Genomic DNA, 12,836 nt, shown 5'->3' with positions numbered 1-12,836 from the left:
GAACTGCGACAGACCGGGTGCGCAAGCGTGGGCGGGGGACTGCCGCGTGCCCGGCGGCGGGCGTAGCGTTTCTTCCTGAAGGTGCCGCACCGGCTCCCCCGACCGGGGAGGGCCGGACAAGGCGACGGCGCCCATAACAGGAGGAAACACATGAACAAGATTGATGCCCTGCGCACCCGCAAGTCCCCCTTCACCGAGCGCTATGGAAATTTCATTGGCGGCAAGTGGGTCGCGCCGAAATCCGGGCGCTATTTCACCAACACCTCTCCCGTCAATGGTCGCACCCTGTGCGAAGTGGCACGCTCCGAGGCTGCCGATATCGAGCTGGCGCTCGATGCCGCCCATGCCGCCAAGGATAAATGGGGCCGCACCGCCCCGGCCGAACGCGCGCTGATCCTGAACCGCATCGCCGACCGGATGGAGGCCAATCTCGATCTGCTGGCGCTGGCCGAAACCTGGGACAACGGCAAGCCGATCCGCGAGACCACGGCCGCCGATCTGCCGCTCGCCATCGACCATTTTCGCTATTTCGCCGGCGTCCTGCGCGCGCAGGAAGGTTCGATCTCCGAGATCGATGACGACACCGTCGCCTATCATTTTCATGAGCCGCTGGGCGTCGTCGGCCAGATCATCCCGTGGAACTTCCCGCTCCTGATGGCGTGCTGGAAGCTGGCCCCGGCGCTGGCCGCGGGCAACTGCGTCGTCCTCAAGCCGGCCGAGCAGACGCCCGCCACCATCATGCTGTGGGCCGAGCTGATCGGCGACCTGCTGCCGCCGGGCGTGCTCAACATCGTCAACGGCTTCGGGCTCGAGGCGGGCAAGCCGCTCGCCTCTTCCAACCGCATCGCCAAGATCGCTTTTACCGGCGAGACGACGACCGGCCGCCTGATCATGCAGTATGCCAGCCAGAACCTCATTCCGGTGACGCTGGAGCTGGGCGGCAAGTCCCCCAATATCTTCTTCAAGGATGTGCTGGCGGAAGATGACGACTTCTTCGACAAGGCGATCGAAGGTTTCGTCATGTTCGCGCTCAATCAGGGCGAGGTTTGCACCTGCCCCAGCCGCGCGCTGATCCAGGAAGATATCTATGACCGCTTCATGGAGCGCGCGCTGAAGCGCGTGGCCGCCATCAAGCAGGGCGACCCCACCGATATGGCGACCATGATCGGTGCCCAGGCCTCCAGCGAGCAGCTGGAAAAGATCCTCAGCTACTTCGATATCGGCCGCCAGGAAGGGGCCGAGGTGCTGATCGGCGGCGAGCGTAACGTGCTTTCCGGCGAGCTGTCGGAAGGTTATTACGTCAAGCCCACCGTGCTGCGCGGCCACAACCGCATGCGCGTGTTCCAGGAAGAGATCTTCGGCCCCGTCGTGTCGGTCACGACCTTCAAGACGCCGGAAGAAGCCCTCGCCATCGCCAACGACACGCTCTATGGCCTCGGTGCCGGCATCTGGAGCCGCGATGCCAATACGCTCTACCGTTTTGGCCGCGCCATCCAGGCCGGACGTGTGTGGACCAACTGCTACCATGCCTATCCGGCCCATGCGGCCTTTGGCGGGTACAAGCAGTCCGGCATCGGGCGCGAGACGCACAAGATGATGCTCGACCACTACCAGCAGACCAAGAACATGCTGGTGAGCTACAGCCCCAAGAAGCTGGGGTTCTTCTAAGGGTCGCCAGTCCCTGACGGAAGCGATCCGGGCCGGCTTCTCCTCCCGCCGGCAGCAGCCGGCCCGGCCTTGTCCCTTTCCCCCAAAGGAAAGCGGATAAGGCCGGGCCGGTCTTTTTGCGGGAACGCCCGGAGAGCAATCGGGGTTACTCTGGAAGGAAGCGGGCCGGTCATTGGCCTGAAACACATCCGGCCCGGGAGGAAAAAGATGGCTGAAATCATTCCGCTTCACGGTATTGCCTCGGCCGCTGCCGCAACCGCAGCCCTTGGCGGCGGCGCGCCGGTTGCCGATCTGCCTTCCATCACCAAGGTAAGCGCAACGCCGGAAGCCTTGAGGCTGATCGCGGAAATTCGCGCCGATCACGGCGAGATTCTCTTCCATCAGTCCGGCGGCTGCTGCGACGGATCGTCCCCCATGTGTTATCCGGCCAGCGACTTCATCGTCGGTGACCGTGACGTGCTGCTGGGCGAGATTGGCGGTGCGCCCTTCTATATCGGCGCCGACCAGTACGAGATGTGGAAACACACCGATCTCATCATTGATGTCGTGCCCGGGCGGGGCGGCATGTTCTCGCTCGATAACGGGCGTGAGCGCCGTTTCCTCACCCGCTCCACCCTCTGCACCCTGCCGGGCAACAAGGCGTAAGAACGGGGCTGCGCGCAGCCCCGCTCCCTCTCGTTCTGCCGGTTATTTAACGGCAGCATTGCCCCCGTCGGCAAAAAGCGCGCTGCCGGCAACGAAGCTTGCCATGTCGCTGGCAAGGAACAGCGCGGCGGCGGCGATTTCCTCTGGCCGGGCAATGCGCTTCATCGCGTGCAGTCCCGCTGCCCATTCCTTGTTGGCGTCGCTGCCAGCCGCCGGTGTGTCCGTGCCGCCGGGCAGCAGCGCATTGGCCCGGATGCCGGCGGCGCCATAATCGGCGGTAATGCCTTTGACGAGCCCCATCAGCCCTGCCTTGGCCGCCGCATAGGCGCTCATGCCCGGAATGCCGACGCTGGTGCCCACGAAGCTGGAGGTAAAGACCAGCGCGCCGCCGCCGGTTGCCAGCAGCGCCGGTATCTGGGCGCGGGCGCCGAGGAAGGCCGAGGTGAGGTTGGTCTCCAGCGTCTCCCGCCATTCTGTAGCCGTGATCTCCGCTGCCGGCTTCATTGCGCCGACACTGCCGGCATTGTTGATGGCGATATCCAGCCGGCCGAAATGGCCAAGCGCTGCCTCCACCATCGCCTCATGCGTCTGTGGCACTGTAGCGTCGCCGGAGATGGCGAGCGCGGTTCCGCCCCCGGCTTCGATCTCGGTGACGACCCCGGCAAGCGACCGCGCGCCGCGCGCATTCAGCACCAGCTTCGCCCCTTCCCGGGCAAAGAGCAGGGCGGTCGCGCGCCCGATCCCCGACGAGGCGCCGGTGATAAGGGCAATCCTGTTTGCGAGCATAGGCATATCCGTGTCCTCCGGTTGGTCATGGAGGGCCAGATAAGAGGGGCTGGGGCAGCGCAACCACCCGATTCATGCGGGTCAAGAAACCTTGCCATTGTGGCGCCGGGCGCTTCATGCTGCGGCGCCACAACCAGGGAGCAGGGCCAGTGTCCGACGCGGGAATTGCCTTTCATATGATCACCGGCGGGCCGAAGCCGGTCGCGCCCTTCAGCCACGCCACGGAAGCCGACGGCTGGGTGTTCGTGACCGGGCAGATGCCCGATACACCGGCGACGCCGGGCGTGCTGCCGGAAGGCATCGTGGCGCAGACGCGCAATGTGATGGAAAATCTCAAGACCGTGCTGGCCGGCATTGGCCTCGGCCTTGAGCATGTGGTGGTGGCGCGTGCCTTCCTCACCGAATTCAAGCAGGACTATGCCGCTTTCAACGAGACGTATCGCAGCTACTTCGCCGAAGGTCGCCTGCCGGCGCGCACCTGCGTGGGCGTGACCGGCCTTGCCTATGATGCGCTGGTGGAGATCGACTTTATCGCGCGGCGCCCGGCTTAACTGACCTGACCGACATCGGGGCGATAGCGCAGCCGCTGCACCAGCAGTTCGAAGGCCGGGGTCTGCTGGCGGCGGCTGGGATAATAAAGGTGGTAACCGGCAAACGGGGCGCTCCAGTCCTCCAGCGCCGCTTCCAGCTTTCCCTCCTCGACCAGTGGGCCCAGATGATCGTCGGGCAGGCAGATGAGGCCGAGCCCTCTGATGGCGGCGCTTATCAGGATGGCCGGGTCGTTGCAGGTAAACTGGCCTTCCACCCGCACATTGACCGGCCGGCCGTCGCGCTCGAATTCCCAGGGATAAAGCCCGCCGAGGGTGGGCAGGCGCAGGTTGAGGCAGTTGTGCCGGGCAAGGGCCTGCGGGCTTTCCGGTTTGCCGTGAGCGGCGAAATAAGCGGGAGAGCCGGCCACTACCATGCGGATCGGCGGGCCGATGGGCACGGCGATCATGTCTTTCTGCACCTGGTCGCCCAGCCGCACGCCGGCATCGAAACGCTCGGCCACGATGTCGGTCAGGCGCTGGTCGATGGAAATCTCGATGCGGATTTCCGGATAGTCCGCCATCAGCGCCGCGGCGGCGGGAAAGACGATCCGGTCGGCGGCAAACTTGCTGGAGGTGAGGCGTATAGTGCCGGCCGGCTGCTGGCGCAGGGCGGTCAGCGATTGCAGCCGCGCGCCGATATCGTCAAAGGCCGGGCGCAGGGTGCTGGCGAGTTGTTCGCCGGCCTGTGTCGGCGCCACCCTGCGGGTGGTGCGGGTTAAAAGCCGCACTCCCAGCCGCTCCTCCAGCCGGCGCAGCGTATGGCTGAGGGCGGATTGCGAGGTGCCGATCCGGGCGGCGGCTTTCGTAAAGCTGCCATCCTCCACCACTGCCAGAAAGGCCGCGAGATCGCCCAGCTCGTCGCGCTTCATTCATGAATATCCGATATTAGTTCATGCCGATTATGCGGGCTAATCGGCAGGGCGGGCAAGGCATAGAGTCCGGGGCAAGGCGAGGGGCGGCAGCATAGCCGGCCCCTCCATCCCTGTTTCACACCTGCAGAAAGCCCCCTCGATGAAGACGATTGGCTATGCCGCCGAAAGCCCCACCGCCCCGCTGGCGCCCTTCTCCTTCGAGCGGCGCGACCTGCGCGCCAATGATGTGGCGATGGAGATCCTTTATTGCGGCGTCTGCCACAGCGACCTGCACACCGCCCGCAATGACTGGGGCTGGACGGTTTATCCCGCCGTTCCCGGCCATGAGATCGTCGGCCGCGTGACCGAGATTGGCTCCGGCGTCACGAAATACAAGGTGGGCGACCATGTTGCCGTCGGCTGCATGGTCGACAGCTGCCAGCATTGCGACCAGTGCCATGCCGGCGAGGAGCAATATTGCCGTGAAGGCATGACCGGCACCTACAACGCGCCGGACCGCATCAGCGGGGAAAACACGCTGGGCGGTTATGCCAAGCATCTGGTGGTGCGCGAGGAGTTTGTGCTGCGCGTGCCGTCCAACCTGCATCTCGCCCGCGTGGCCCCACTGCTGTGCGCCGGCGTCACCACTTACTCGCCGCTGCGCACCTGGAATGTCGGCCCCGGCAGCCGGGTCGGCGTGGTGGGCATGGGCGGGCTTGGCCATATGGCGATCAAGCTTGCCGCCGGCATGGGGGCGCATGTGACGGTCATCAGCCGCTCGCCGGGCAAGGAACATGATGCGCGCGAACTGGGGGCGGACGGTTTTCTCGTCTCCTCCGATACGGCGGCCATGGCGGCTGCCGCCAATGGCTTCGATCTCATCATCGATACCGTGCCGGTCAAGCACGACATCAACCCCTACCTGCCGCTGCTCGACATCGACGGCACCCTCTGCCTTGTCGGTCAGGTTGGCGGAATGCCGGAATTCACCACCGTGCCGATGATCCTCGGTCGCCGCCGTATTGCCGGCTCCGTCATCGGCGGCATCCGCGAAACGCAGGAGGTGCTCGATTTCTGCGGGCGCATGAACATCCTGCCGGAGTGCGAGATCATCCGCATGGAAGAGATCAACCATGCCTTCGAGCGCATGGAAAAATCCGATGTGCGCTACCGCTTCGTGATCGACATGGCTTCGCTGAAGCAGCCGGCAGCCTGAGCTTTTGAATTTTTCGCTGGCTGCCGCCGCCTGGGCGGTGGCAGGGCAAGACTGGAGACTGAACAATGGATATCAAGCGCAACGGCACCAGCCCTTCCGTCAAGGGCCCCGCCGACTATTTCACCGGCGCGGTGCGCATCGACACGCCCTTCAAGGCGGCGGAGCCGGCCCGCACCGGCGGCGCCATCGTGACCTTCGAGCCCGGCGCCCGCACGGCCTGGCACACCCATCCGCTGGGCCAGCTTCTGGTCGTCACCTCCGGCCTTGGCTGGGCGCAGACGCTGGGCGGCCCGGTGGAAGAAATCCGCCCCGGCGATGTGGTGTGGTTCGCCCCTGATGAAAAGCACTGGCACGGCGCCACCGACACCACCTCCGTCACCCATGTCGCCATCGCCGAAGCGGTGAACGGCTCGCCCGTCACCTGGCTGGAGCAGGTGAGCGACGAGGATTATCTCGGCGGCAAGTTGCCATAAGGCTGACAGAAAACTCCCGCTCTCCTGTCCGGACGCCTGCCGGAACCCGGCCTTCTGCCCACAAGCAAAAGGAGCGTCCTCCAATGTCCGTCCTCACATCGCAGAGCCTGGAGCATGCCGCCAGCCGGGCCCGCGCCCGCCTCGCTCTGGCCCTGTTGTGCATCGGCACCTTGCTGGCCGGGCCGGTGGTGGCGCAGGATTTCAACGCCGCCCCGCCCAACGCCAAAGGCCAGACGCCGGCTTTTCCCGGGCAGACCCGGGCGCCGGAGATTACGGATGGGGTGAAGCTCAAAACGGCGGTGGTCGCCAGTGGGCTTGAGCGTCCCTGGGGCATGGCCGAACTGCCGGATGGGAGCTGGCTGGTGACGGAACGGCCAGGCCGCCTGCGTCTTGTCGCGGCGGATGGCCGGCTGTCGGCACCGGTCAAGGGCGTGCCTGCCGTGATGGCCGAGGGGCAGGGCGGGCTTCTGGATGTGGCTGTGCGGGGGGATTTTGCCGCTACAAGGCGGGTGTGGTGGACCTATGCCGAGCCGCGCGAGGACGGCAAGAACGGCACCGCCGTTGCCACCGGCACCCTGTCGCCGGATGGCGCGGCGCTGACCGGCGTGAAGGTCATCTTCCGCCAGCAACCCGGCTGGGCTTCACGCGGGCATTTTGGCTCCCGCCTTGTCTTTGACGGCAAGGGTGCGCTCTTCGTGACGCTGGGGGAGCGCATGTTGCCGCAGCCGCGCCAGCTGGCGCAGGACATCACCACCGATCTCGGCAAGGTGGTGCGTATCGACCCGGAAGGCGGGCCGGCAAAGGACAATCCGAAGATCGCGGGCGCGCTGCCGGAAATCTGGTCCTGGGGCCACCGCAACCTGCAGGGCGCCGCGCTTGATCCGGAAGGACGCCTCTGGACGGTGGAGCATGGCCCGCGTGGCGGGGATGAGCTGAACCACCCGGAATCCGGCAAGAATTACGGCTGGCCCGTCATCACCTACGGCATCGACTATAGCGGCCGGCCCATCGGCGACGGCATTACCGCCAAAGCCGGGATGGAGCAGCCGGTTTATTACTGGGACCCGGTGATCGCCCCTAGCGGCCTTGTTTTCTATGAGGGCGATCTTTTCCCCGGCTGGAACGGCAGCGCTCTCATCGGTGGCCTTGGCAGCCAATATCTCGTCCGCCTGACGCTGAAAGACGGCAAGGTGACCGGGGAGGCGCGGTATCTCCACGGCATCGGCCGCGTGCGCGATGTGGCGGTGGCCAGGGACGGGGCGGTGATGCTGCTGACCGATGAGGCCGATGGGGCGCTCATCCGGGTGACGCCGGAAAACTGAGGGCGGCCGGCCTCGCTAATGCTCATGACGGGCTATCGGACCGATGGCTGTGCCATCGCCAGAGTATCCCGATGCGTGAGGGGAAGGCGCTATCTCGCAATTGAAGGGATGTTTTCCTTTGATGGATGTAGGCGCTGGAAAGATCGATTTTCTGGTCGCTGTTTCTGATTAATTAATTGATATATTTATAAATTGTTCCTGATTGGCATCTGTGATGCCGGTTGGCGCGGCAGGCTGGTCACTCGCTCCTCCGGTCCATGCCATCGGTTGTGCCGCAAATGTTATGGCGGGCAATCGTTCTAAAAAACCTATGGCTGGTTTTCATTTTCACGGGCTACTCAAGCCTGTACGCCCTTCTCATTATGCCCCTCACGAGACTGGTTTGGTGGCGAGGGAAGGGGTTTTCCGTGGCGTTTCTCGATCTCCGGATACGAATGAGCCTGTGGGCCGGCACTGCCCTTGCCGGAGGACGGGCCGATGTCTGAGGCGCTGCGCGACCAGTCCTGCCGCGGAATGATGGATGCCCTGGCCCGCCAGGGCGAGCTGGTGGTGATCGAGGATCCGGTCGATCCGGTGTTCGATGTCTCGGCGATGTTTTCGCTCGTCGATGAAAAGGCGGCGGTCAAGCTCTCGCGCATCAAGGGCTATGACATGCCGATCTTCGGCAACTTCCTCTCCAGCCTCGACCGGGTGGCGATGGCGCTGGATGTGCCGAAGGCCGATATCCAGAAGACGCTGCTTGCCTCCGTTCACAAGCCCATCGCCCCGGTGCTGGTGGAAGAGGCCCCGGTGCAGCAGGTGGTCATCCGCGACAACGTGCTCGCCCGCCTGCCGGTGCCGACCTTCTTCGACAAGGAAACCGGCCCCTACATCTCCGCCGGCATGATGGTTGCCGTCGATCCCGAAACCGGGCTCGGCAATGCCTCCTATGCCCGCCTGAAGGTGTTGGGCCCGAACGAGGCGCTGATCGGCATCGCCCCCAACCATCATCTGGCGATCATGGCGCGCAAGGCTGCCGCCCGTGGCAGCAACCTGCGCTTTGCCGTGGTTCTGGGCGCGCACCCGGCCATCCAGCTTGCTGCCTGCCTTTATCTCGGCCTTGGCGATGATGAGCTGCACTGCGCCGGCGCGCTGCTGGGCGAGGCGGTGCGGGTTACCTGCTGCAAGACCATGGACCTGCTGGTGCCGGCGGAAGCCGAGATCGTCATCGAAGGCGAGATCCATGCCGACGATGTCATCCTCGAAGGCCTCGTGTCGGAATATCACGGCATGTATGAGGATTACGGCACCGGCGTGCGGGCAAGCTTCGACTGCCTGACCATGCGCAAGGATGCGATGTTCCAGGTGATCGAGCCCGGTTACCACGCCGAGCATATCTATCTGGGCGGCGTCGCCATCGCGGCGAGCCTCAAGGCCCAGCTTTCCCGCAGCATGCTGAATGTGGGGGAAGTTGCCGTCACCGCTTCCGGCAGCGGGCGCAACAATGTGGTGGTGCAGATCGACAAGCCGCGGCCCGGGCAGGCAAGGCGCGCCATGGCCATCTGCTGGGGCGCCGTCAGCATCATCAAGAACGTGACCATCGTCGACAGCGATGTCGACCCGTGGGATCTGGCGGCGGTGGAGCTGGCCAAGGCCACCCGCATGCGGGCAGAGCGCGACATCCTGATCGTGACCGACCTGCCGGCTGACCGCTCCGAACCGCAGGAGGCGGGCGGCGTGGTGGCCAAGGTGGGTTATGACGCAACCTGCAAGGCCGGCGACCGCAAGGAAGGTTTCGACAAGGCGCTGCCGCCGGCGGCTTCCTATGAGCGCATGCGGGCCTTGCTGGCCAAAACCCGGCCGGATTTCGTCTGATGCGCCGGCTGATCGTCGCCATAACCGGAGCTTCCGGGACGATCTACGGCATCCGCGCGCTGCAGATGCTGCGCGAGATTGCGGATGTGGAAACCCATCTCATCCTCTCCCCGGCGGCCCTGCGCACGGCGGCGGAAGAGGAGGTGGGCATGAGCGCGGACGAGATCCGGGCTCTTGCCGACCGGGTGCACAGCCACAAGGATATCGGCGCTTCCATCGCCTCCGGCTCATTCAAGGCCGAGGGCATGCTGGTGGCGCCCTGCTCGGTCAAGACGCTGAGCGGCATTGCCCATTGTTATGCCGATGACCTGACCGTGCGGGCGGCGGATGTGTGCCTCAAGGAGCGCCGCCGCGTGGTGCTGATGCTGCGCGAGACGCCGCTGCATGCCGGCCACATCGCGCTCATGGATCTGGCGACGCGGGCAGGCGCCATCATCATGCCGCCGGTGCCGGGCTTCTACACCGCACCCAAGACCATCGACGACATCATAAATCAAACCGCAGGACGGGCGCTCGATCTGTTCGGGATCGATCATCCCGCCGTGAAGCGGTGGAGCCGGGGAGAGCCAGCTTAAGCACTGCCGGAGGCAGCGCCGCGCCGCCCGGGCGATGTGCTTCCTCCACAATAAACAACAATGCGCGGCCGGCACGGCCGGGGCTAACAGGAGAAGTCTTCATGCTTGGAATTTCTGGTATCGGACCTTTGCGGGCGGGCAAGAAAGCCCGTGCTGCCGCCCTTGCCCTTTCCCTGCTCGGTGCCGGCACCGCGCTTGCCACAACTGCCGCCCTTGCCGAGCCGATTAGCGGCGGCGAGATGACCATCATCAACGGCTCCGACATCAAGAGCTGGGACCCGGCGGTCACCAACGCCACCTTCCCGGGCGGCCCGATGGACATGCTGGATGCCGTCTACGGCTTCCTCGTCTATCTGGATGTCGACGGTAACATCCAGGGCGGCATGGCCGAGAGCCTGACCAGCCAGGATGCCAGGGTGTGGACGCTGAAGCTGCGCCCGGGCATCACCTTTACCGATGGCACCCCCTATGATGCCGAGGCGGTGAAGTTCAACTGGGACCGCGCTGCCGACCCGGCCACCCTCTCCCCGGTGCAGGCCTTCGTTGCCTCCTGGAACAAGGGCATCAAGATCGTCGATCCGCTGACGATCGAGATCACCCTGCCGGACGCGAACCGTAATTTCGCCTCGCAGATTGCCCAGCTCTCGCCCTTCGTCGCGTCTCCGGCCGCTCTCAAGGCCGCCAAGAGCAAGACCGACATCAAGCCGGTCGGCGCCGGCGCCTTCCTGCTGGAAGACTGGAACCAGGGCGTCTCCATGACGCTGAAGCGCAACCCCAACTACTGGGACAAGCCGCGCCCCTATCTGGATACGCTGAAGTTCAAGGTCATTCCGGAGACCAACAGCCGCATCTCCACCGTCGTCCAGGGCGGCGCCACCATGATGGCGGGTTATCCCTACCAGTTCGGCTCCAACGCCACGGCGCCGGGGGTGACCACGCACGAGATCAAGATCGCCGGCCTCTACCGCGCCTTCTTCAACCAGAAGAGCGGCCCCTTTACCGATGTGCGTGCCCGCGAAGCCTTCTATGAGGCGATCGACCGTGCGCGCCTGATGCAGGCCTATACCCAGATGCCGGGTTATGTGCCGCCGACCAATTATTTCGTAAAGGGCTCGCCCTATTACGAGACCAAGGACGTGCTGCCGACCTACAACCCCAAGCATGCGCAGGAGCTGTTCAACGCGCTGGCCAAGGACGGCAAGCCGTTCAACATGAAGCTCGTGACCTACAACAACTCTGACCTCAAGCGTCTGGCCGCCTATGTGCAGCAGGTGCTGAGCGCCTATGAGAATGTGAAGGTCTCCATCACCGAGGTCGACCAGGCGCAGCTGCCGCCGACCTGCAAGGAGCAGATGAATTTTGACCTGTGCGTCGATGGCGGCGTGCTGGTCGCCAACGGCCCCGAGCCGATGGTCACCTCGCACCTCGGCACCGGCGGCGGCTTCAACTGGGGCCAGTACAGCAACCCGGAAATGGATGCCGCCCTCAAGGCCGCCAGCACCACCATGGACGACACGGCCGTGAACGCTGCCTACGGCAAGGTTCAGGAACTCGTCGCCAGGGATCTGCCGCTCTACATCTTTGGCTCGGAGACCCGCTTCCTGCTGCTGCGTGACGATACCGGCGGCGTGGTGCCCTCCAACGGCGGCATCCTGCAGAAGCAGTACCTCTATGTCTGCAAGGGGGCGTGCAAGGACAAATAACCGGAAGAGCAACGCAGCCTGCTCCTGAAGCCCCCGGGGCAGGCTGTTCTTCCGGCGCATGACCGGAGGGGCGCCCGCAAGGTGTCTCCTCCGGTCGCTACCAACCTTAAGTCTCTGCCAACCTAAAAAGCCGGTCCTTTTTCAAGAAAGCCCGATCCGATGTTCGACAAGCGCCCCCGTACCACCTTCCGCGAGCTGTTTTCCCGCGGGCAGGTCTTCACCCCTTGCGTCTGGGACTGCTATTCCGCCAAGGCGGCGGAAATGGCCGGTTTCCAGGCCATCCTGCTGAGCGGCGCCTCGCTGGGTTTCAGCATGTCGGGCGTGCCGGACCTGGGGCTGCATAACCAGGAAGAACTGGTGTGGGCGACGGACCGGATCGCTGATTATTCGCCGCTGCCGCTCATCATTGATGCCGATGACTGCTTCGGCGATGTGGCGCAGGCCTACCGGACCTGCCGCCGCCTTGCCAAGGCGGGCGCCGCCGCCATCCTGCTGGAAGATACCCCCAACGAGCGCGGTTACGCCCGTTTCGGCCGGGCGATGGAAGCCGCCACGCTGGCCGGCAAGGTCGATGGCAATGTGCGCCATGAGGTGGTGTCGCAGGAGCTGTGGCTCGCCAAGATCAAGGCCGCGCTCGATGCCTGCGAAGGCACCGACTGCGTGGTCATCGCCCGCACCGAAAGCAAGCTGGAACTCGGCCTCGATGACGCCATCGAGCGCTGCGTGCGGGCCGAGCAGCTGGGCGCGGAGATGACCTATGTGCACGGCCTGCGCACCATCGAGGAATGCCGCAAGGTCGCCAAGGCTCTGCCCGGCTGGAAGATGTTCGGCGATGTGGCGACCGTCAACGGCAAGCCCTTCGTCGAACTGGATGAGATCGCTGCACTCGGCTTCAACCTCGTCACCATGCACTACCTGGAGCGCGGCTCCATGTACGGGATGATGGATTTCGGCCGCCGGGTCTTTGCCGACCGCAGCACCCGCTATTCCGATGAGCATGACATGGGTGGCTATACCAAGGAGCAGCAGCGCGAATTGCTGGAGCGCGATACGGGTTGGCTCGACGCCGAGGAAGAGTGGAAGAAGCTCTGATCGGTGCCGGCGGGAGGGGCGGATGGCAGAGGCCGGGGGGCTTGCCGCCATTCGCCCCACC

Annotated in this window: 12 protein-coding genes; 10 read left to right on the top strand and 2 right to left on the bottom strand. The window is 64.8% G+C overall.

The annotated features are described in order from the left end of the window. Positions 1–150 precede the first annotated feature (150 nt). Together adh and QTL98_RS17700 are read left to right on the top strand one after the other, a co-directional pair. The gene (gene adh, locus QTL98_RS17705) at positions 151–1,668 is read left to right on the top strand and encodes an aldehyde dehydrogenase (protein ID WP_445679784.1); all 1,518 of its coding nucleotides are present in this window, start codon (positions 151–153) and stop codon (positions 1,666–1,668) included. Positions 1,669–1,968: 300 nt separating this feature from the next. Then, positions 1,969–2,313, top strand: a complete 345-nt coding sequence (locus tag QTL98_RS17700; protein WP_445682182.1) for a DUF779 domain-containing protein — start codon at positions 1,969–1,971, stop codon at positions 2,311–2,313. Positions 2,314–2,355: 42 nt separating this feature from the next. On the opposite strand, the gene QTL98_RS17695 is transcribed toward QTL98_RS17700, so the two are convergent. Beyond that, a complete protein-coding gene (locus QTL98_RS17695) occupies positions 2,356–3,105 on the bottom strand; it encodes an SDR family oxidoreductase (protein WP_445679783.1) in 750 nt (249 codons plus the stop codon). 158 nt (positions 3,106–3,263) lie between these two features. Here QTL98_RS17695 and QTL98_RS17690 point away from each other — a divergent pair, with 158 nt between their 5' ends. After that, positions 3,264–3,650 (top strand): RidA family protein, encoded by a 387-nt coding sequence (locus tag QTL98_RS17690; RefSeq protein WP_445682181.1) that lies wholly within the window; start codon positions 3,264–3,266, stop codon positions 3,648–3,650. On the opposite strand, the gene QTL98_RS17685 is transcribed toward QTL98_RS17690, so the two are convergent. Beyond that, on the bottom strand, positions 3,647–4,558 hold the full coding sequence (locus QTL98_RS17685; protein ID WP_445679782.1) for a LysR family transcriptional regulator: 912 nt from the start codon (positions 4,556–4,558) through the stop codon (positions 3,647–3,649). The genes QTL98_RS17690 and QTL98_RS17685 overlap by 4 nt on opposite strands. Positions 4,559–4,700: 142 nt before the next feature. On the opposite strand from QTL98_RS17685, the gene QTL98_RS17680 reads away from it, so the two are divergent. The 7 genes from QTL98_RS17680 (at position 4,701) to QTL98_RS17650 (ending at position 12,775) form a co-directional block, all read left to right on the top strand. Continuing rightward, positions 4,701–5,756, top strand: coding sequence for an NAD(P)-dependent alcohol dehydrogenase (locus QTL98_RS17680; RefSeq protein WP_445679781.1), 1,056 nt, complete (start codon positions 4,701–4,703; stop codon positions 5,754–5,756). Positions 5,757–5,821: 65 nt separating this feature from the next. Further along, positions 5,822–6,229 carry a (R)-mandelonitrile lyase gene (locus tag QTL98_RS17675; RefSeq protein WP_445679780.1) on the top strand — a complete coding sequence of 136 codons (408 nt, stop codon included), beginning with the start codon at positions 5,822–5,824 and terminating at the stop codon, positions 6,227–6,229. Positions 6,230–6,312: 83 nt separating this feature from the next. Beyond that, positions 6,313–7,551 (top strand): PQQ-dependent sugar dehydrogenase, encoded by a 1,239-nt coding sequence (locus QTL98_RS17670; RefSeq protein WP_445679779.1) that lies wholly within the window; start codon positions 6,313–6,315, stop codon positions 7,549–7,551. A gap of 477 nt (positions 7,552–8,028) precedes the next feature. Then, on the top strand, positions 8,029–9,405 hold the full coding sequence (locus tag QTL98_RS17665; RefSeq protein WP_445679778.1) for a UbiD family decarboxylase: 1,377 nt from the start codon (positions 8,029–8,031) through the stop codon (positions 9,403–9,405). Further along, positions 9,405–9,980, top strand: coding sequence for a UbiX family flavin prenyltransferase (locus QTL98_RS17660; protein WP_445679777.1), 576 nt, complete (start codon positions 9,405–9,407; stop codon positions 9,978–9,980). The genes QTL98_RS17665 and QTL98_RS17660 overlap by 1 nt, the downstream gene beginning before the upstream one ends. Positions 9,981–10,081: 101 nt before the next feature. After that, positions 10,082–11,683 carry an ABC transporter substrate-binding protein gene (locus QTL98_RS17655; protein ID WP_445679776.1) on the top strand — a complete coding sequence of 534 codons (1,602 nt, stop codon included), beginning with the start codon at positions 10,082–10,084 and terminating at the stop codon, positions 11,681–11,683. 159 nt (positions 11,684–11,842) lie between these two features. Then, positions 11,843–12,775, top strand: a complete 933-nt coding sequence (locus QTL98_RS17650; protein WP_445679775.1) for an isocitrate lyase/PEP mutase family protein — start codon at positions 11,843–11,845, stop codon at positions 12,773–12,775. Positions 12,776–12,836 lie beyond the last annotated feature (61 nt).

Origin of the sequence: Radicibacter daui (genome assembly GCA_030657355.1) — a bacterium.
GTDB lineage: Bacteria > Pseudomonadota > Alphaproteobacteria > Radicibacterales > Radicibacteraceae > Radicibacter > Radicibacter daui.
This window is presented reverse-complemented; position numbering and strand designations above follow the sequence as displayed.